At 65.1% G+C, this 20624-nt stretch carries 13 protein-coding genes; 10 read left to right on the forward strand and 3 right to left on the reverse strand.

Going from position 1 to position 20624, the window contains the following annotated elements:
• Positions 1-246: 246 nt before the first annotated feature.
• The 3 genes from FFS23_RS02005 (at position 247) to nhaA (ending at position 4525) form a co-directional block, all read left to right on the forward strand.
• Complete coding sequence (locus tag FFS23_RS02005) at positions 247-1134, forward strand: hypothetical protein (RefSeq protein WP_137897230.1); 888 nt, start codon at positions 247-249, stop codon at positions 1132-1134.
• Positions 1134-2807, forward strand: coding sequence for a GmrSD restriction endonuclease domain-containing protein (locus FFS23_RS02010; protein ID WP_137897231.1), 1674 nt, complete (start codon positions 1134-1136; stop codon positions 2805-2807). Before FFS23_RS02005 ends, FFS23_RS02010 begins: the two co-directional genes overlap by 1 nt.
• A gap of 554 nt (positions 2808-3361) precedes the next feature.
• The gene (nhaA, locus tag FFS23_RS02020) at positions 3362-4525 is read left to right on the forward strand and encodes a Na+/H+ antiporter NhaA (RefSeq protein WP_137897232.1); all 1164 of its coding nucleotides are present in this window, start codon (positions 3362-3364) and stop codon (positions 4523-4525) included.
• A 17-nt stretch (positions 4526-4542) separates the two neighbouring features.
• Here nhaA and FFS23_RS02025 read toward each other — a convergent pair whose 3' ends face one another.
• On the reverse strand, positions 4543-4749 hold the full coding sequence (locus tag FFS23_RS02025; protein WP_137897233.1) for a hypothetical protein: 207 nt from the start codon (positions 4747-4749) through the stop codon (positions 4543-4545).
• A gap of 77 nt (positions 4750-4826) precedes the next feature.
• Positions 4827-6983, reverse strand: a complete 2157-nt coding sequence (locus tag FFS23_RS02030) for a TonB-dependent siderophore receptor (RefSeq protein ID WP_137897234.1) — start codon at positions 6981-6983, stop codon at positions 4827-4829.
• Positions 6984-7222: 239 nt separating this feature from the next.
• Between FFS23_RS02030 and FFS23_RS02035 the strand changes: the two genes are divergently transcribed.
• From FFS23_RS02035 to FFS23_RS02065, 7 genes are all read left to right on the forward strand, one after another.
• Positions 7223-10333 (forward strand): TonB-dependent receptor, encoded by a 3111-nt coding sequence (locus FFS23_RS02035; protein WP_171009325.1) that lies wholly within the window; start codon positions 7223-7225, stop codon positions 10331-10333.
• 67 nt (positions 10334-10400) lie between these two features.
• Positions 10401-11981 carry a GH39 family glycosyl hydrolase gene (locus tag FFS23_RS02040; protein ID WP_137897236.1) on the forward strand — a complete coding sequence of 527 codons (1581 nt, stop codon included), beginning with the start codon at positions 10401-10403 and terminating at the stop codon, positions 11979-11981.
• A 113-nt stretch (positions 11982-12094) separates the two neighbouring features.
• On the forward strand, positions 12095-14257 hold the full coding sequence (locus FFS23_RS02045) for a WD40/YVTN/BNR-like repeat-containing protein (RefSeq protein ID WP_137897260.1): 2163 nt from the start codon (positions 12095-12097) through the stop codon (positions 14255-14257).
• Between the two features lie 60 nt (positions 14258-14317).
• On the forward strand, positions 14318-15118 hold the full coding sequence (locus FFS23_RS02050; RefSeq protein ID WP_137897237.1) for a glucose 1-dehydrogenase: 801 nt from the start codon (positions 14318-14320) through the stop codon (positions 15116-15118).
• The gene (locus tag FFS23_RS02055) at positions 15111-16934 is read left to right on the forward strand and encodes a glycoside hydrolase family 15 protein (protein ID WP_137897238.1); all 1824 of its coding nucleotides are present in this window, start codon (positions 15111-15113) and stop codon (positions 16932-16934) included. Before FFS23_RS02050 ends, FFS23_RS02055 begins: the two co-directional genes overlap by 8 nt.
• Before the next feature lie 192 nt (positions 16935-17126).
• Entirely contained in the window at positions 17127-19106 is a 1980-nt protein-coding gene (locus FFS23_RS02060; protein WP_249340481.1) for a TonB-dependent receptor, read from the forward strand.
• A gap of 75 nt (positions 19107-19181) precedes the next feature.
• A complete protein-coding gene (locus tag FFS23_RS02065) occupies positions 19182-20426 on the forward strand; it encodes a chymotrypsin family serine protease (protein ID WP_137897240.1) in 1245 nt (414 codons plus the stop codon).
• Here FFS23_RS02065 and FFS23_RS19970 read toward each other — a convergent pair.
• Positions 20416-20574: a hypothetical protein gene (locus FFS23_RS19970; protein WP_171009311.1), complete on the reverse strand. Its 159-nt coding sequence runs from the start codon at positions 20572-20574 to the stop codon at positions 20416-20418. The genes FFS23_RS02065 and FFS23_RS19970 overlap by 11 nt on opposite strands.
• Between the last annotated feature and the right edge of the window lie 50 nt (positions 20575-20624).

Consider the following 20624-nt stretch of genomic DNA (forward strand, 5'->3'; position numbering starts at 1 on the left):
TTTAGACGCGAAAAGTGTCTCTTGCTGACGATCCGCGAGAGTATACCCAAATGGGCCGACTTTTGTGCTTGAGCAAACGTTAAAGAAGTACTGGTGGCGATCAATAAGCGGTCTCTCAGCTTGGACGCGACGCGACCGAGCGCTCAGCCTCGATTTCGCGCACCACTCACAATACATCCGCATCGGACGGAAGGCTTTATGTCCCCGCCGCGACATAAACTGTTTTCTACGCGGCGCCGGGTCGACATGCGTTCGTCCTATGGCTTAGAATACGTCAACGCTTCACCGATGAAGCCGGCGGGGAGGGGGGCGTGCGCGCGTATGGCAAGTGAAGACGATCTTGGAAGTGTTGGTGAGTCGACAAACTGGAAAGCGCTCTTCTTAGCGTTCTTTATTGCCGTTTTAGGTTTTCTTGGTACTGGGCTAAGCAGTAAAATAGCGACGCCATGGATACAAAGTACCGTCGTCGCGCTGATGACGACAATTGTGTCAACAGCTTTGTTGCAGTTGATATTTGAAATTGCGCTTAGACGCAACGTTTATCGCGAAATGCTAAAATTATCTGGTATGAGCCGTAATTTGGCGGCCCAGCAAGTAATGCAGTCAGGAAAACTACGATCGGTAGATTGGGGTGGCGTTTTCCGCTCAAAATCAGAAATGTATTTTCTATTGACCGACCCGCTGCCCTGGATAGATGCTCACATTATAAGTCTATTCGAGAATGGTAAAACACGTCCAATTGATGTTACTTTTTTCGTTTGCGACGTGAATCAAGGCTACGCCGCTGATGTTGCGGCATCTCTCGCCGTCGACACCGCAGCTTATACAGCCTCTGTTAAGCAGGCAGCTGAACGAATTGAACGAACTTGGAAGGCGCTACGCGACAGCGGACAATTAGCCAAAAACAGCAGTATAGCAGTACGACTGCTTGACAATAGGCCGCTATATACACTGGTTACGTGCGATGACGTAACGGTACTGGTCGTATCATCGGTTACAGGAAGACTTGGTGCTGATACCGAATACTTTTATATGCATGTAGGTGATCGTGGCTTTTATCCATCGAGCTGGTATCGTGAGCAATTATCTCGTTTGGGTGGATTACCAATTACCTTTGCCGACAGGATTGTATAATGCGGTATTCAAATACTTCGGTTGAGCAGTTCCACCTTGGGCGGCTGGTGGACGGTATTGGCGGTGGAAGGATTGGCATACCCGAGTTCCAACGTGATTTTGATTGGAACGAAACAGACGTTCGATCGCTACTAGCGACCGTATTTGCTGGCTGGCCCGCGGGGAGCCTTCTGCTTCTAGAAGGGCAAAGTGAGCTGTTTGCAATGCGCCCTATGGATGGCGCGCCGCCCTTAAAAAAGGTTCTATACGGCGTTCTTGATGGTCAGCAACGCTTAACCTCCCTCTTTCAAGCTCTGTATGGTGTAGGGGAGTCTCTTTACGCAATTCGGTGGGACTTGTCCGATGATCAGGATATCGAGGAAGGTATTCTGTCAATCCGCCGCCGGTTGTGGGATCGACATTTCTCGTCTACTCAGCATCAACTGAAAGAGCGAATTATACCGATCTCCGCACTTCAATCGCCCACCACCTTCTTTACCTGGCGGGATGAGCTGTTGGCTACCGTACAGGACGACTTAAGAGTAAAAAATCTAAAAGAGTTGATTACGAACCTCTATACATATCGGTTAAGTGCAATCCATGACTACGAGTTTCCGGTTGTTAAATTAGATCGTGAGGTTGAGCCTTCCGCGATAGCTCGAATCTTTGAAAAAGTAAATAAAACAGGATTGACCTTAAACACATTTGATTTGCTTGTTGCAAAATCATTTGATGCCTCATGGAACCTCAGAGAGAAGTGGATCAGCGCTAGGGAATCGTCATTAGAGCTAAATTCATTTTTCGGCGATGATGGACTACCATTATTGCAGGCTATTGCTCTGCTTCGATCCAATGATCTCCGGCAGGCAGCTGTTTTAGAACTGACAAAGTACGACATACAGCAGGAATGGGACGCAGTTGCATTGGCTGCCAGCGAGGTGGTAACATTTCTTCGAGCGCACTGCGGGGTTATCCGCAGAGATTACATGCCCTATCTAAACCTTCTGCCACCGTTTATAGCATTGGCAGCTCGGGGCCGGCTCAGAGATGCTCCTGAATTATTTACTAACTGGTTTTGGCATGCAGGCTTTTCTGGTGCATATGAAGCCGCTGCGAACACGCGTCTTGTTTCGCATTTTCGAGCCCTGCAACGAGGGGCCGATCGTGCAATCGAGCTCGACGACGATCTTCGGATAGTTGATTTCTCATCAGTTTCGAGAAAGTCAAGGAAAGCACTTTGGGCAACGACTAATTGCGCCTATATAGTGGCGATGGAAGGTTCGGTTGGGGTGCCGCTTCCCGATGATGCTGTTGCCGATCTAGAGCCTTCCTTTCTCTACTCAAAAGCGGAAATTGAAGTGGGCGATCGGCCCTCTTTCGTTGAGAGTTCCGACGTTGAGGTGAGAGGCGTGTTAAACACCATACTTGTTCCGAAGCGTTTGGCTAGTTTGACTAGGCAGCTTGATGCTCAGGAGACCTTAGATTTTGCAAGTCGCGGTGATTATGGGCGATACACCTTTCCCCAACTTCCTATCGAATTTGTCGGAGGTTTGCCCAGTTGGAACGAGTTCAGGGCTGCGCGCTCGAATTGGCTATTTGGGTTTATGAGATCTAAAGGCATGGAGGGTATGAACGTGATCGTCTATGATACTACTGCAGACAGGGGCTGGAACGTGAAAACGGTTGGAAAGTAAGATGCGCGTTCAAAATTCCAAGCGCGATTAATAGCGGTCTGGTCCCCGCCCGTCTTCACGTCAAGTTAGAGCGCCAGGGTTAGCTCGTCTCTTGAGCGTTTCAGGGTGCGTAACGGCTTTGCTATGAAACTGCGGTGATGTGCGGCCAAAAAGGTGCAGGATAGGTAGATGGCAGACCAGCACGCGCCGACACACATCCAACACAAGCAATCACATTGTGTGATGCAGATTGAACTGATAGGGTTGCGTCTAGAACGACTAAGTGGCGCTTTTCTGGGCTTTTTGGGTTAGATGTGGTGTTGGCACTGTGTTGACATCGCAGGGGTCGCAAGTTCAATCCTTGCCACGCCCACCATCCTGATTTGGCTCTATCCGGCAGCATTCCTCCACCCCAGAGGGATCGGATAGAGCCACTTCGGCCTCCCGGTGCCGCGGCATCGGAATTTCCACCTTATCATCGTCACATTCGGCTTGGTGCCGGCGGCGCGCCGGGCAAGAAGCGGGCAGGGTTTCGCGTCGGGCGGGCCTGCCGACCGTATCCGGACGATGATCGCATGACCCACAGCAACCGTGCGCGGACCAGCGCGATCCGGGCCTTCCTGGCCGCGCAATCCTCCGCCGGGCTGGTGCTGATGGCGGCGGCGGTCGTCGCGCTGGCCATCGCCAATTCGCCGCTCGGGCCGGGCTATGCCGCGCTGCTGCATGCCGGCATCGGCCCGCTGTCGCTCGGCCATTGGATCAACGACGGGGTGATGACCGTCTTTTTCCTGCTCGTCGGGCTGGAGATCAAGCGCGAGATGGTCGACGGGCAATTGTCGACTTGGCCGCGCCGCATGCTGCCCGGGGTCGCCGCGGCAGGCGGGATGATCGTGCCCGCCTTGCTGTTCCTCGCGGTCAATCGCGGACCGACCGCGTCGGGCTGGGCGATCCCGGCGGCGACCGACATCGCCTTCGCCCTGGGCGTCATCGCGCTGCTCGGCGCGCGCGTGCCGGCGTCGCTGCGCGTGTTCCTGGCGGCGCTGGCGATCCTCGACGATCTCGGCGCGGTGCTGATCATCGCGATCTTCTATACCGCCGGCCTGTCGTGGCCCGACCTCGCCGGCGCGGCGGTGGCGGTCGCGCTGCTGGTCGGCTGCAACCGCTGCGGGGTGCAGCGGCTGTCGGTTTATCTGGCGATCGGTGTGATCCTCTGGCTGTTCGTGCTGCGCTCGGGCGTGCATGCGACGCTGGCGGGGGTGGTGCTGGCGCTGACCATCCCGATGCGGCGCACCCGGGGACGGTCCGGCGCGGATGATCCCAGCCCGCTGCACCGGCTCGAACATGCGCTGCAACGGCCGGTGGCGTTTCTGGTGGTGCCGGTTTTCGCGCTGGCCAATGCCGCGGTGCCGCTGCTCGACCTGCCCGCGGGGGCGCTGGCGGCGCCGGTGACGCTCGGGGTGATGGTCGGGCTGGTGATCGGCAAGGTCGCCGGCGTGTTCGGCTGCGCGATGCTGGCGATCCGGCTCGGTCTCGCCGACATGCCCGCGCATGCCGGGCGGCGTCAGCTCTTCGGCGTCGCCTTGCTGTGCGGGATCGGCTTTACGATGAGTATCTTCATCACGCTGCTTGCCTTTCCCGATGCGCCGCTGCTGCAGACCGAGGCGAAGCTCGGCGTGCTGCTCGGTTCGCTGCTGTCGGGGATCGCGGGCTATACCGTGCTGCGGGTAGCGCGGCGCTGAGGCGCCGCGCCAGACGGTCAGTCGCGGGCGATGCCGCGGCCGGCGACCTTCTCATAGCCGGACAGTTCGTCGCCGATCGCCACCTTGGCGGCGAGATCGTCGGCGCGTGCCTGGTCCTTGGCGGCGCGCTTGGGATCGTTGGGGTCGCCGTCGGGATCGGCGGCGCCGACATTGGGGCTGTCGGGGATGTAGAGGACGGGCTTGTCGTGATTGTCATCGGGCAATGGACATCTCCTTTGGCTCTGCCGGGGAAAACGTCCGGGGGCGCAGGCGGTGCCATCGTCCGCCTGCGCCCCGTCGCTCAATAGCGTAGGCTGATCGTGCCGAGGATCGCGCGCGGTGCGGCGTAGCGGCTCTGGTCGAAGGTCAGCGCGGTGAGATATTTGGCGTTGGTGACGTTCTGCAGATTGGCGCTGATCGCGACATTCTCGGTGAGCGCGTAGCGGCCGAACAGATCGACCGTCGCGACGTTGCCTTGGGTGATGCGGATCGGCTGGCCGGTGGTCGACGACACCGTGCCGGGCTCGAAATAGAAGCGCCCCTGATATTGCACCGACGCGCCGAGCTTGAGCGCCTTCAGACCCTGCGGCGTGTAGGACAGGTTGAGGCGGCCGGTGTTGCGCGGCACGAAGGTGCGGACCGGTTCGTCATTCTCGCCGCGCACGCGCATCACGGTGAAGCCGCCGGTCACCTGCACGCCCGCGGCGGGCTGACCGCCGACCTCGACCTCGATGCCCTGCGACTTGGCGTCGACGCCGCGGTAGATGGTGCGGCCGAGCGCGGTGTCGAAGCCGGCGGCCTCTGCAGTGTTGTTCTGGCGCGCTTGGAAGACCGCGGCGCTGGCGTTAAAGCGGCCACCGAACCACGCGCCCTTCAGCCCCGCCTCCAGATTGTCGCCGGTGATCGGTGCGAGCAGCCGGTTCTGCGCATCGAACTCGGTCTGCGGATTGAAGATCGTCGCATAGCTCGCATAGGCGCTGATCGTCGGCGTCAGGTCGTAGGTCGCGCCGACGAACGGCAGGAAGCGCCGGTCATCGAAGTTGGTGGGCACCAGATAGGATACGCCATGGCTCGTCGCATGCGTGTAATTGCCGCCGAGCATCACCTTGAACGGATCGGCGAGGTTGAGGCGGACGAGGCCATAGACCGTCTCGCGCTGCGTATGCTGGTCGAGGCTGAGGTCGTAGGGCGTGGGGAAGGTCGTCTTCGGGAAATTGCCGTCGAAGAAGGTGTCGAGCGGCAGGAACAAGCCGACCTGGCTGTAATCATAGCTTGAATATTGCCGATAGCGTTCGGCCCCGCGCATCACCCCGACCATGACGTCGTGCTGCCGGCCGCCGACTGAGACCGGGCCACCGATATAGGCGTCGAGCGTCAGGTTGCGCGCCTCGCCCTTGAAGGCGCCGGGATAGCTCTGGATACCCTTGACCTCGGCGGGGTTGCTCCGGTCGATGCCGCCCGGCGCACCGCGGACCGGATTGCCATAGACGTAGAAGAGCGTGTCGTTCTCGCTGGTCGCCTTGCGCAGCACCGACAGCTTGCCGGTCCAGCCGTTGCCGAAATCGTGGGTGAGGTCGCCGAAGATCTGGCGGTCGATGACGTTCCAGCCCGACCAGCGTGGCGCATAATTGGCGGAGCGCGCGAAATCGATGCGCGAGCCATCGGTGTAATAGAGCGGGATCGCGCCCCACATCGCGCCGCGGCTCTGATGGTCCTGATGGCCGTAACCGGCGCTGATCACGGTGTTGGCGCCGAGATCGGCCTCGACGATGCCATAGCCGGTCCAGCGGCGCAGGCTGTAACGGTCGATATAGCTGTCGGTGTCGAGCAGCGCGCCGACCGCACGCGCGCGGATGCTGCCGTCGGCGGTGAGGGGTACGCTGACGTCGCCGTCGATCCGCTTGCTGTCGAACGAGCCATATTGCGCGCTCGCGGAGACCTTGAGCTCATGATACGGGCGCTTGCGGATGAAGTTGATCACCGCCGAAGGGTTGCCGGTCGGCGACAGCAGCCCCGGCGCGCCGCGCACCACCTCGACCCGGTCGTACATCGCGGTGTCGATCGACCCGGTCTGGATGCCGAACGAAAAGGGCTGGCCGATCCCGTCGATCTGGAAGGTCTGGATGTCGAAGCCGCGCGCCGAATAATAGACGCGGTCGGTCTCGCCGGCGAAGACGTTGACGCCCGGGACGGTCGCGAGCAACGCGTTGACGTCGTTGAGCTGGAAATCCTCGATCTGCGCGCGGGTGACGACGCTGACCGATTGCGGCGTCTCGCGCTGGCTTAGCGGCAGGCGGGTCGCGGTACGCTGGGCCTTGACGCCGTAATCGTCGCTGCCTTCGCTGCGCTGGCCGGTGACGATGATGTCGTCGCTGCTGCGCTGCGGATCGGCAGCGCCCGTATCGCTCACCGGTGCCGCTACCACGCTTGCCGCCATCAACGCGATGAACGCCGTCATTCTCTACTCCCTGATCGTTGCCAGCCTCTTAGCGGCCAGCGCTGCTGTTGCAAGTGAATAGCAATAACCGGGTTGGGCGAGTGAAAGGTGTTACATCATAGTCACATAACAGGCCCATTTCGTGACGGTTCTAAGTCTGACATTGCCGCTAAGATCGAAATCCACTAATGAAAATGCTAGCGCTACCATAAGGCGTGAGATTCAGTTTTGCGCCGGGTGGGGCGCCGGAGAGGATGGGGATGACCAGGATCGTGACCACGGACGCCAAGCGTCCGGCTTTCAACGCTGCGCTGCGCGCGGGTGTCTCGAGCCTTGCGCTCGGCATGATTGCGCTCGCATCGCCGGCGTTCGCCGAAGGGCTGGCGCAGGCGGATACGAGTGCGATCCCACAGGCGACGGGCCAGGCGGCGACCACCTCGGGCGACCTCACCAGCACCGCGACCACCGCCGATCAGGTGCCCGCGGACCAGCCGTCGGGCGACGAGATCGTCGTCACCGGTCGTCGTGCCGCGCTCCAGGCCGCCGACGAGCGCAAGCGCCGCAGCGAGACGATCATCGACTCGGTGGTCGCCGACGAGGCCGGCAAATTGCCAGACAATAGCATCACGGAAGTGTTGCAGCGCGTCTCCGGCGTATCGATCGTCCGCTTCGCGGCGCTCGGCGATCCCGATCACTTCTCGGTGCAAGGCTCGGGCGTGCAGGTGCGCGGCCTGACCGGCGTCGCCTCGCGCCTCAACGGCCGCGAGATCTTCAGCGCCAACAACGGCCGCGCGATCCTGTGGAGCGACGTCACCCCCGAGCTGATGGCCGCGGTCGACGTCTACAAGGCGTCCACGGCCGATCTGATCGAGGGCGGCACCGGCGGGCAGATCGACCTGCGCACCAAGATGCCGTTCGACTTCAACGGCAAGTTCCACATGGCCGCGACCGGCGAACTCGGCATGGGCGACATGGCGCAGAAGGCCGATCCGGTCGCCTCGGTGCTCGCGACCAAGACGTTCGACACGCCGATCGGCAAGATCGGCGTGCTCGCCGACGTGGCGTACAGCCAGTTCAGCTCGCTGTCGCAGTTCATCCGCACCGAGCCGTATTTCAAGACGAACATCAGCGGCAAGGACTATTACGTTCCCGGCGGTTTCACCTACGGCGACGAGGCGTTCCAGTATCGCCGCTACGGCATCTACGGCGCGGTGCAGTGGGCGCCGACCGACGATCTGACGTTCAGCGGCACCTTCTTCCAGTCGCGCTACAAGAGCCAGTCGAGCGACTACGGCGCGCAGGTCAGCTCGCAGACGCTGGCGGTCGATCCCGCGAGCAGCAGCTTCGACAGCAACGGCGTACTGACCAAGACCAGCTCGCTATTCAACCGCGACAATAATACGTTCCTCCCCAGCGCCAGCAACATCACCAGTTCTGGCAACAAGGGCTTCGTCGACAGCAACACGCGCACCCGCGACTATTCGCTGGCGTTCAACTATGCCCCGACCGACAGCCACCTGTCGCTGAAGGGCGCGTTGCAGCGCGTTGACTCACGTCAGATCTACGACCGGCTGGACATCTTCCGCGACGTCAGCTTCGGCACCGGTTTCGGCATGGACCTGACCGGCGACCTGCCGCAGATCACCACGACCGCCGCCGCGCAGGCGGGCTTCGCCAATCCGGCAAGCTATTTCTGGTCGGCGTCGATGCCGCATAACGAGCGCAACAAGGGCCGGCTCGACTCGGCCAATCTCGACGCCGAATATTCGTTCGACGACAGCTTCCTGAAGGCGATCAAGGTCGGCGCGCGCGCGGCGGAGCGGACCGAGCGCGACCTCGGCAACGGCTACAATTGGAGCGCGCTGGGCCGCGGCTGGAACGGCGACCCGCAGCTGACCTATGCCAATGCGGCACCGGGTGACACGACCTATCACGCGTTCAAGGACTTTTTCCGCGGCGAAACGGTGCTGCCGGGCAATCTGATGTTCGCAAGCGAGGATCTGGCGAAGCGCTATGTCGCCAACCGCACCGGGCTGGTGGCATCGCCGCCGGCGGGCTTCTGTCCCGCCGCCGCGCAGTTCGACTGCTCGGTCGCGGGTCCGCTCCCTGCCGGCAGCGGCTACGGCGGTGCGTCGGGCATCCGTCCGGTCGGTTTCGTGCTGCCGGGCGACCAGGTCGACAACAAGACGATCACCAAGGCGGCCTATGCGCTGGCGCGCTTCGGCCGGCCTGAGGGCGGCATCTCGGGCAACGTCGGCGTCCGCGTCGTCAATATCCAGAACGAGGGTAGCGGCTACATCCAGCAGAACGCCAATACCTTCATCCGCAACGGCCAGACGCAGACGCTGGGGCAGACGTTCCTTGCCCGTGGCGGCAAGGCGGAGTTCACCCGCTGGTTGCCGTCGATCAACGTCGACTATGCGCCGAACGAGAAGATCAAGATCCGCGGCGGTTACAATATCACCATGGATCTGCCGACGTTCAACGCGCTGCGTGCGTCGGGCAGCATCGGCGTCGCGACGACGAGCAATCCCGGCAACGTCAACGGCGGCAGCAGTCTGCCCAACTTCTTCACCAACTTCACCGCGGATACGGGCAATCCGTTGCTGAAGCCGACGATGTCGAACAACTTCGACATTTCGCTCGAATATTATGCGCGGCCGGGCACCGCCTTCCACCTCGCGCCGTTCTACAAGCGACTGACCGATCTGCCGATCTATTCGCTGACCCAGCGGCAGGTGACCGTGGTCTTCACCGACGGCACCAGCGAGAACGTCAATGCGGCGGCGACCGATTACATCAACGCCACCAAGGCGGCGACGGTGAAGGGCGTCGAGGTCGGCGGGCGTGCGTTCCTCGACATGCTGCCGGGCGTGCTGTCGGGTCTCGGCTTCGAGGCGAACTATACGTTCATCGACAGCAAGAACCCGGGCGATCTGTATCGCGACATCAACGGCGTCACCCGCAACGATGCGCCGCTGATCGGCCTGTCGAAGCACAACGCCAACGTCACGCTGCTCTACGAGAAGCAGGCGGTGTCGTTCCGCGTCGCTTATTCGTGGCGCTCGCGCTACCTGCAGACGACCAACAGCAACGGTACCAACCCGACCTACACCTATTACGCCACGCCGGGACCGACCGGGCAGGCGATCCAGATCGCGCTGCCGGTCTATGGCGATGCCTATGGCACGGTCGACGGCGGGGCGCGGTTCAAGGTCACCGACAATTTCTCCTTCGGTGTCCAGTTCACCAACATCCTCGGCGCGACGCAGCGCACGCTGATGGGCGGCTATCCGGGCGGCAAGCTCTACGGCCGCAGCTGGTTCCAGAGCGATCGCCGCATCTCGACCGGGATCAGCCTCGCTTTCTAGTGACCCAGCGCCCCGCTCGCCAACCGGCGGGCGGGGCGTCTGCCATCTTCCGAACCGAAGGACCGCCATGACTCCGCTCCCGTTCCGTTTCGGCGCCGGTGCGCTGCTCTGTCTGGCCGCGGCAGCGTCCGCGGCGCCTGCGTCCGAGCCGGTGCGGGCGATCGACGTCGATGTCGCGCGTGCGGCCGCACCGATCGATCGCGCCTTCGATCTGTCGGTGGGATCGGACTTCGCTGGCACGCTGATCCGGCCGGACAGCCTCGCGCAGCTCGATACCGCGGTGCGCGAGCTGGGCTTCCGCTACGTGCGTTTCCACGACGTGTTCACCGATGCGCTGGGCACGGTGAAGGTGCGCGACGGCAAGGTCGTCTATGACTGGACGAAGATCGACCAGCTCTACGACGCCTTGCTCGCGCGCAAGATCACGCCGTTCGTCGAACTGGGCTTCACGCCGGACGCGCTCAAGACCTCGAACCAGACGATCTTCTACTGGAAGGGCAATACCTCGCATCCGCAGGCCGAGGGCTGGGCCAGGCTGATCGACGCCTATGTCCGCCACCTGCGCCAGCGTTACGGCGCCGAGGAGGTGCGCAGCTGGTATTTCGAGGTGTGGAACGAGCCCAATCTCGCCGGCTTCTGGGAGAAGGGCGACAAGGCGGCCTATCTCAGCCTCTACGAATCGAGCGCGCGGACGATCAAGGCGATCGACCCCGCCCTGCGCGTCGGCGGCCCGGCGACCGCGGGGGCGGCGTGGGTGCCCGAGCTGCTCGACTATGCCGCGGCGCGCAAGGTGCCGATCGATTTCGTGTCGACGCATACCTATGGTGTCGACGGCGGTTTCCTCGACGAGCGCGGCGAAGACGACAATCGCCTGTCGACCAATCCCGATGCGATCGTCGGCGACGTCCGCCGCGTCCGCGCGGAGATCGCGGCGTCGAAGTTTCCCGGCCTGCCGCTGTTCTTCACCGAATGGAGCGCGAGCTACAATCCGCGCGATCCGGTGCACGATTCCTATGTCAGCGCGCCCTATATCCTGAACAAATTGCTGGCCACGCGCGGGATCGCGCAAGGGATGAGCTACTGGACCTATAGCGACCTGTTCGAGGAAGCCGGGCCGCCGCCGACGCCGTTCCACGGCGGCTTCGGGCTGATGAACCGCGAGGGTATCCGCAAGCCGGCGTGGTTCGCGTACAAATATCTCCACGCGCTGCGCGGGCCGGAGATCGCGCTCGCCGACGCGCAGGCGCTGGCGACGAGCGAGGGCGGGCGGACCAACGTCCTGGTGTGGAACTGGCAGCAGCCCAAGCAGACGCTGAGCAACCGCCCGTTCTTCACCAAAATGCTGCCCGCGACGCCGGCGGCGGCGGCGGACTTGCGGCTGACGCATCTCGCGCCGGGGCGCTATCGGGTGACGGTGCGCCGGACCGGCTATCAGAAGAACGACGCGCATTCGCGCTATCTGGCGATGGGCTCGCCCAAGACGCTGACGCCGGCGCAGATCGCCGAATTGCAGGCGCTGACCACCGACAGGCCGGAGATCGCGCGCGTCGTTCAGGTCGGTCGCGACGGCGGTTATACGCTGCGGCTGCCGATGCGCAGCAACGACGTGGTGCTGGCGACGCTGGAACCGGTGGTGTCGCGGAATTGAGCGGGTTGCGCCAATCCGCTCCGTTCGTGCCGGGCGTGTCGAAGCACGGTGAGACCCAGGCCCTTCGACAGGCTCAGGGCAAACGGCGGGGGTCTTGGCGAACGCTGCTCGTGATGCTGGCGGTGCTCGCCACGCCCGCGGTATCACCCGCGCAACAGGCGGTGCCGTATCGCTGGACCAACGTCACCGTCGGGGCGGGGGGCTATGCGCCCAATATCGTGTTCAGCCTGGTCGAGCGCGGCCTGACCTATCTGCGCACCGACATGGGGGGCGGCTATCGCTGGGACGCGGCGGCGGCGCGCTGGGTGCCGCTGCAGGATGGCAATGCCGTTTCCAGCTATATGGGGATCGAGAGCATCGCGGCCGATCCCGTCGACGCGGACGTCGTCTATATGGCGGCGGGGATGAACGCCGGCGCGCCCGCGGCGATCCTGCGCTCGGGCGACCGCGGGCGGACGTGGCGGGTGGTGCCGGTGCCGTTCGCCATGGGCGGCAACGAGCCGGGGCGGGGGCTCGGCGAGCGATTGGCGGTCGACCCCAACGATCATCGCCGGCTGTTCTTCGGATCACGGCACGACGGCCTGTGGCAGAGCCACGATGCGGGGCAGAGCTGGACGCCGGTTGCGGGCTTTCCGCACAAGGGGCTCGGCCGGCCCGAGCGCCGCACCAGCCACGGCGGCGTCTCCTTCGTCGCGATCGATCCGACCAGTGGCAAGGCGGGAGCGTCGCAGCGTATCTGGGCCGGGATCGCCGATCCGGGCGGGCCGGCGCTGTATCGTTCCGACGATGGCGGCATGCATTGGACCGCGGTGGCGGGACCGGCGCTGTTGGCGGCCAAGGGCGTGGTCGATGCGCGCGGCGTGCTGTGGGTCGGCTTCGCCAGCGGCATCGGTCCGAGCGACGTCAAGACCGGCGCGGTCTGGCGCTACGACGCGCAAGGCCATGGCCGCGACGTCACGCCGCCGGCGTGGCGTGCGGCAGGGGCCGAGGGTGGGTTTCTCGGCGTCGCGGTGGCGCGGTCGGCGCCGGGCACCGTCGCGGTGTCGACGATCGATCGCTATCGCGCCGGCGATTCGCTGTGGCTGAGCCGCGACGACGGTCTGCATTGGGACGATGTCGGCGCGCGCAGCCGCCGCGACGTGTCGGCGACGCCGTTCCTGCTGCACGAGGGCAAGGGCGCCGATTTCGGCCATTGGATCTCGGGCCTGGCGATCGACCCGTTCGATGCCGGCCATATCGCCTATACCACCGGCGCGACCGTCTATGCGGCGCAGCGCCTGCCGACGCGCGGCACGGTGGATTGGGCGCCGTGGGTGCGCGGGATCGAACAGACCGCGGTGATCACGATGATCTCGCCGACCGGCGGCGCGCCGGTCGTATCGGGGTTCGGCGATCTCGCCGGCTTCGTCCACGACGATCTCGACCGTTCGCCGCAGCCGACCTTCGCCAACCCGTATCTCTCCAACACCAACATGCTCGATTATGCCGGCAAGGCACCGGCCGTGATCGTGCGCAGCGGCAGCCTGTATCTCGACCGTCCCCGCGACGCGAGCCTCGCCCGGTCGGAGGATGGCGGCCGCCACTGGACGCCGCTCCGCCTGCCGCCGCAGGGCAACCCGCCGGCGCGCGACGATCTCAACGGCGAGACGCCGATCACCGTCTCCGCGGACGGCGCAACGATGGTCGTCGCCGCACGCGTGCCGCAGGTGACGCGCGATCGCGGCCGGACGTGGTCGCCGGTGCGCGGGCTGCCGCCGCGGACGCGGGCGGTGTCCGACAAGGTCGATCCGGCGGTCTTCTACGCGGTCGACGCGACGGGTGGCCGGTTGCTGGTGTCGCGCGACGCCGGCGCGAGCTTCGCGCCGGTGGCGGGGCGCGGCCTGCCGCGCGACCTCACCGCAGCGCAGGCGCGCAATCGTGAATCGCAAAGCGCGCTCGTCGCTGCGCCCGACGCGGCGGGGCGGCTGTGGTTGCAGGTCGGCACCGCGCTGTTCCGCAGCGAGGACGCCGGCGTGTCGTTCGTTCCGGCGAGTGGCGGGCTGGCGATCGAACTGTTCGGGCTCGGCAAGGATGCGGTGTTCGCGATCGGCAGCCGTGATGACGTGCGCGGCATCTGGCGGTCGACCGACCGCGGTGCGTCATGGCGTCGGATCGACGATGCGGCGCATCGTTGGGGCGGGCGCTATCGCGTCGTCGCCGGCGATCCGCGCCGTGTCGGCCGCGTCTATGTCGGGACCGACGGACGCGGGCTGTTCTACGGCGACCCGATCGACTGACACGCATCCCCTGACGCGCTCGACCGTTCAGGTCGACGTGAAGTCATTGGAGATGCGTCCTTGTCCGTCCTTGCAGGTCATACTGCCATCGTTACCGGCGCCAGCTCCGGGATCGGCCATGCCGTCGCGGCGGGGCTCGCCGACGCCGGCGCCGCGGTCGTCGTCAACTATCGTTCCGACGAGGAGAGCGCCGAGGCGCTGGCGCAGCGGATCACCGGGGCCGGCGGCAAGGCGATCGCGGTGCAGGCCGACGTATCGCAGGAGCCGGACGTCACCCGCCTGTTCGACGCGGCGGTGGCGGCGTTCGGGCGGGTCGACGTGCTCGTCTCCAATTCGGGCGTGCAGAAGGACGCACCGGTCGCCGACCTGACGCTCGCCGACTGGAACACCGTCATCGACATCAACCTGACCGGCCAGTTCCTCTGTGCACGCGAGGCGGTCCGGCGCTTCCGCGCCCAGCCGCGGGACGGAAGGCCCGCGCGCAGCGCCGGCACGATCATCGCGATGAGCTCGGTGCACGAGCTGATCCCCTGGGCCGGCCACGTCAATTACGCCGCGGCGAAGGGCGGGGTGCGGATGCTGACGCGCACGCTGGCGCAGGAGGTCGCGGCCGATGGCATCCGCGTCAATGCGATCGCGCCCGGCGCGATCCGCACGCCGATCAACAAGGAGGCGTGGGAGACGGAGGCGGCGCTGACCAAATTGCTGAAGCTGATCCCCTATGGCCGGATCGGCGAGCCCGAGGACGTCGCGCGCGCCGCGGTGTGGCTCGCCTCGGACGCGGCGGATTACGTCACCGGCACCACCGTGTTCGTCGATGGCGGCATGTCGCTCTATCCCGAATTCCGCGACAATGGATGAAGCGCGGGTCGGGCCACACCGGCGCATCGGCGATCACGGCATCATCGGCGACATGGAGACCGCGGCCCTGGTCGCCGCGGACGGGACGATCGACTATCTGTGCTGGCCGTCGCTCGACAGCCCGAGCGTCTTCGCCGAACTGCTCGATGCCGAGCGTGGCGGCGCCTTCGAGATCCGGCCGGCGCTCGACGCCGCCCGGGTGATCCAGATCTACGTACCCGATACCAACGTGCTGACGACGCGCTGGATGGCGACGAGCGGCAGCGTCGAGATCGTCGACCTGATGCCGCATCCGGACGCGCGCGTGCATCCCGAGCATCGCGCGCGCTGCCTGATCCGCCGCGTCACGGTGACGCGCGGCACGGTCGCCTTCGCGGCGCGCTGCCGGCCGCGGTTCGATTATGCGCGCGAGGTGCCGAACGTGGCGGCGGCGGACGGCGGCGTGTGCTTCGTCGGACGGGACCTGACGCTGCGCCTGCATGCCTCGGTGCCGCTGACCTGCGGCGACGGCATGGCGGACGCCGACTTCACCCTCGGCGAGGGCGAGAGCGCGTGGTTCGTGTTCGGCGAGGAGGCTCTGGAGCGTCCCGACGATGCGACCGTCGCCGCCGAGATCGCCGCGACGACGGCCGCCTGGCGCGGCTGGCTGTCGCGCACGAGCTATCGCGGCCGCTGGCGCGAGGAGATGATGCGCTCGGCGCTGGCGCTCAAGCTGCTCACGTCGAACCGCCACGGTTCGATCGCGGCGGCGGCGACCTTCTCGCTGCCCGAGGCGGTGGGGGCGGGACGCAACTGGGATTATCGCGCGACCTGGATCCGCGACGCCTCGTTCACCGTCTACGCCTTCATGCGACTGGGCTTCATCGACGAGGCCGAGCATTTCCGCCGCTGGGCAGGCGAGCGGGTGATGGCCGCCGACCGCCAGCATCCGATCCGCATCATGTATGCGATCGACGGGTCGGAAGCGGCGGACGAGGAGGAGCTGCCGCATCTCGCCGGCTATGCCGACAGTCGCCCGGTGCGGATCGGCAACGGCGCCCACGCGCAGAGCCAGCTCGATATCTTCGGCGAGCTGATGGACAGCGTCTATCTCTCGAACAAATACGGTGCGGCGATCGATCACGCCGGCTGGCAGCACGTCCGCGGCGTCATCGACTATGTCATCGCCAATTGGGACCAGCCCGATGCCGGCATCTGGGAGATGCGCTCGGCACCGCGCCACTTCCTTCATTCGCGGCTGATGTGCTGGGTGGCGCTCGACCGCGCGATCCGGCTCGCCAAGAAGCGCTCGCTGCCCGCGCCGCTGGTCGCGTGGAGCGAGGCGCGCGACGCCATCGTCGAGGATATCTGGAGCAATTTCCGCCATCCCGACCATGGCTATTTCGTTCAGGATCGCGGCGGCACCGAACTCGACGCGGCGTTGCTGATGATGCCGCTGGTGCGGTTCGTCTCCTCGACCGATCCGGTGTGGCTCAAGACGCTCGACGCGATCGGCACGCATTTGCGCGACGACGGCCTCGTCTACCGCTACCGCAACGCCGACGGCTTGGAGGGGACGGAAGGCGCGTTCACCACCTGCACCTTCTGGTATGCCGAATGCCTGGCGCGCGCCGGCCGGCTCGACGAGGCGCAGATGATCCTCGCCAAGGGCATCGCCTATGCCAACCCGCTCGGGCTGTTCTCGGAAGAGCTCGACCTGCGCGGCGAGCCGATCGGCAATTTCCCGCAGGCGCTCACCCACCTCGCCTTTATCAGCGCCGCCTATTTCACCGACCGCCGCCTCGATCCGGGTTATCGGCCGAACTGGCAGCCGTAATCTAAGGTCATAACGGACATACTTTACGAGATGTCCTTCAGCATCTAATGCGAACTACTAGCATTAGATGCTGAAGGGGGAATGTGGTTGTCTGTTTCATCGTCCGTTTCGCGGATCGGCGTTGCCGTGGGGATCGTTTGCGCCGCCGCCGTCCCGGTTCACGCCCAAACGACGCAAGACGAGCGGGATATCGTGGTCAATGGCGTTAGGCAGGGCTATGCGCCCACCGACACCGCGCTGGCCAAGATCCCGGTGCCGTTGCGCGACATTCCGCAATCGATCGCCGTGGTGCCCGCGGCCGTGCTGCTCGATCAACGCGCGCTATCGTTGCAGGATGCGCTCAAGAACGTGCCGGGAGTCAGCTTCGCGGCAGGCGACGGGCAGCGCGATCAGGTCAACATCCGCGGGTTCACAGCGATTGCCGACCAGTTCGTCAACGGCTTCCGCGACGACGCCCTCTACTTCCGCGATCTGTCGAACACCGAGCGGGTCGAGGTGGTCAAGGGACCGGCGGCGGTGCTGTACGGCCGCGGCTCGTCCGGCGGGCTGATCAACCGCGTACTCAAGCGGCCGGATGCCAACATCACCGCAGCGACGCTGTCGGTAGGATCGTTCGCCACCCGCCGCGGCGAATGGGACGTCGGCCGGTTCGACGCCAGCACCGGGGTCGGTTTCCGCCTGACCGGCGCGATCGAGGACGACGACAGCTTTCGCGACCAGCAGTTCCTGCGCCGCTTCGCGGTCGCGCCATCGCTGCTGCTCGGTGCGGGCAGCGATACGACGCTCTATGTCGAGGCCGATGCGCTACGCGACAAAAGGTTGATGGACCTCGGCGTGCCCGCGATCGGCGGACGGCCGGTCGATGTCGCGCCGTCGACCTATTATGGCGCCGCCAATGCTCCCGATGCCGACACCGCCGAGAGCCGCGTCTACTCGCAAACCGCGATCCTGACGCATCGCCTGTCGGACGCGCTCAGCTTCCGCGACGGGTTCCGCCATTACGACTATACGCTCCTGCGCAACAGCACCTTGCCCTCGGCGGTCGATGCGGTTGCGCGGACGGTGACGCTCCAGCACGGGCGGCTCAACCGCGACGAGGAAGGCTGGTTTAATCAGGCCGAACTGACCCAGCACGTCCGTTTCGCCGGGATCGATCACGTCCTACTCTACGGGTTCGAGATCGCACGGCAAGTGAAGGGCGCCGACACCTTCGCTTCGGCGAAGGTCGCGGTCACGGCTTTGTTCCGCCCGGTCTTGCCGGTGGTGGACAATGGCCGGTTTACGGCGATTACCACCAGCACGGTCAGCGTCTTCAACACGCGCGGGCTGTACGTGCAGGATTTCGCCAACCTCGGCCATGGCTTCAAGGCGCTGGTCGGCGTGCGGCACGACTGGTTCGTCCAGAAGACCTATCAGCGTTTGCCGGGCGTCGCCCGGCTGGCGCGGACCGACCGCAACTGGAGCCCCCGCGCCGGCCTCGTCTACCAGCCCGATGCGATGCAATCCTATTACGCCTCGTGGAGTCGCAGCTTCCAGCCGTCGGCAGAGACGTTCGCCCTCGCCGCGAACAATGCCAATATCGCGCCCGAACAGACCACCAACAAAGAGGTCGGCGCCAAATACTCCTTGCTCGGCGGGCGGCTGAACCTCCAGGCGGCGGGGTTCGTTCTGCGCCGTACCGGCATCAAGGGCGCCGATCCGCTCGTGCCGACGAGACTCGTCTCGGTGGGTACGCAGCGGACGCGCGGGATCGAACTGTCGGGCCAGCTCTCGCTGCCGTCGGGGTTCCAAGCGATCGCCGGTTACGCCTATCTCGACGCGCAGGTCATTGCTTCGTCCCGGCCCGAGCTTGCCGGCAAGGGCGCGACCATCACGCCGCGCCATGCCGCCAATGGGTTCCTGACCAAAACCTTCGCACAGCGCATCGGGTTCGGCGGCGGCGTCAATTACGTCGGCGATCGCTGGGCGGACCCCGCCAATACGACGGTGCTGCCGCATTACGTCACGCTCGACGCGGTCGCGTGGGCAGTCGCGGGACCGGTGCGGTTCCAGTTCAACGGCTACAATCTCGCCAACACCCGCTATATCGTCGCCGGCCATGGTACGTCGGCGCTGCTCAACCTACCCGGAGCGCCGCGTTCGGTGCTCGGGACCGCCCGGCTGAATTTCTGACGGGATCGACGCTTCGTTCATCGACGCGCCAGTTTGTCGCCTTACAAGGATGCTGTGGGGCGATATCGGCAGGTCTTGCTGTGGGCGTGGATGCTGGGGGCGGGCGCTCCCGCGGCGGCGCAGGTGCTCGTCACGCCGCCGCCGGTCGTCGCCGCCGCGGCGGTGCAGTCGCCCGAGGCGGCGCGGGCGCAGGATGCGGCGGCGGTGGCCGAGCGGCTCGGCGTGACGGTCGAGGAGGCGATCCGCCACCTTCGCCTGCAGGAGGCGAGCGTGCCGGTCACCGATGCGATCGCCGATCGGTTCGCCGATCGGTTGACGGGAATCGCGGTCGAGCATCGCCCCGGCTTCGGGATCGTCGTGACGCTGACCGGCGACCCGCCCGTCGCCGAACAGATCGTCGATCTCGACGGCACGCCGGTGCGCGTGACCTTCCGTACCGGCGCGGCGGTCAGCCATACCGGGCTGGTGCAGGCGATCACCGCCTATCAGGCGACGATCCGCGCCAGCCTGATCGCGCCGCCGGGGCTCGGCATCGACCAGCGCAGTGGCGAGCTGGTCGCGGTCGTCTCGGGCCGCGACGTGGCGCGCGAGGGCGCGGCGCCGCTCGCCGAGCGGCTCGCGGCGCTGACGCATGTGCCGGTGCGGCTGCGCGTCGTCGATCAGCCGGCGCTCGACATGGGGGGCATCCAAGGCGGCGCGCGCGTGGTCGGCCAGGTGCCGGGCGATACGCATCGCTATCTGTGCACCGCCGGTTTCGTCGTCACCGATGGCTTGCGCACCGGGCTCGCCACCGCGGCGCATTGCCCGGACGAGCTCAGCGGGCGCGATGCCGACGGGCGCGAGCAAGCGCTGCCGTTCGTCGGGCAATGGGGCTGGGGGCATCAGGACGTGCAGATCAACAGCAGCGCCGTGCCGCTGGCGCCGCTGTTCTTCGCCGATACCGCCAAGACGATCAGCCGGCCGGTCACCGGCGCGCGCGGGCGGGCGGGGATGCGCGCGGGCGACATCGTCTGCCACCGCGGCGAGCGGACCGGATACAGCTGCTCGCAGGTCGAGCTGACCGACTTCGCGCCCGCCGGCGACCTGTGCGGCGGCGCTTGCCTGCCGACCTGGACGACGGTGGCGGGGCCGGTGTGCAAGAGCGGCGACAGCGGCAGCCCGGTGTTCCTCGGCGATACCGCCTATGGTATCCTCAAGGGCGGCAGCTATCGGCCTGACGGCAGCTGTGCCTTCTATTTCTATATGTCGACGGACTATCTGCCGACGGGCTGGCATCTTTTGACGGTCGGACCGAGCGTCCCGCCCGCGATCAGTGGGTGACGCGCTCCAGGCGTTCGAGCAACGCGCGCATGTCGTCGGGCATCGGCGTTTCGCCGAACACGCCGCGCAGCGCATGGCCGAGCGGGTCCGCCGGCCGCGGAAGGCGGACGACGTAGTCGCCGCTGCGGTCCTTTCGCGATGTATGCATGGCGGTGTTCATGACGGTCAGAACGATCGTTCGACGGAAACGTTGCGACA

The organism is Sphingomonas sp. 2SG (genome assembly GCF_005503285.1).
Lineage (GTDB): Bacteria > Pseudomonadota > Alphaproteobacteria > Sphingomonadales > Sphingomonadaceae > Sphingomonas > Sphingomonas taxi.

Coding starts and splice junctions, on each gene's coding strand:
- FFS23_RS02005 (WP_137897230.1), top strand. CDS start 247: ATGCGTTCGTCCTATGGCTTAGAATACGTCAACGCTTCACCGATGAAG.
- FFS23_RS02010 (WP_137897231.1), top strand. CDS start 1,134: ATGCGGTATTCAAATACTTCGGTTGAGCAGTTCCACCTTGGGCGGCTG.
- nhaA (WP_137897232.1), top strand. CDS start 3,362: ATGACCCACAGCAACCGTGCGCGGACCAGCGCGATCCGGGCCTTCCTG.
- FFS23_RS02030 (WP_137897234.1), bottom strand. CDS start 6,983: ATGACGGCGTTCATCGCGTTGATGGCGGCAAGCGTGGTAGCGGCACCG.
- FFS23_RS02035 (WP_171009325.1), top strand. CDS start 7,223: ATGACCAGGATCGTGACCACGGACGCCAAGCGTCCGGCTTTCAACGCT.
- FFS23_RS02040 (WP_137897236.1), top strand. CDS start 10,401: ATGACTCCGCTCCCGTTCCGTTTCGGCGCCGGTGCGCTGCTCTGTCTG.
- FFS23_RS02045 (WP_137897260.1), top strand. CDS start 12,095: ATGCTGGCGGTGCTCGCCACGCCCGCGGTATCACCCGCGCAACAGGCG.
- FFS23_RS02055 (WP_137897238.1), top strand. CDS start 15,111: ATGGATGAAGCGCGGGTCGGGCCACACCGGCGCATCGGCGATCACGGC.
- FFS23_RS19970 (WP_171009311.1), bottom strand. CDS start 20,574: ATGCATACATCGCGAAAGGACCGCAGCGGCGACTACGTCGTCCGCCTT.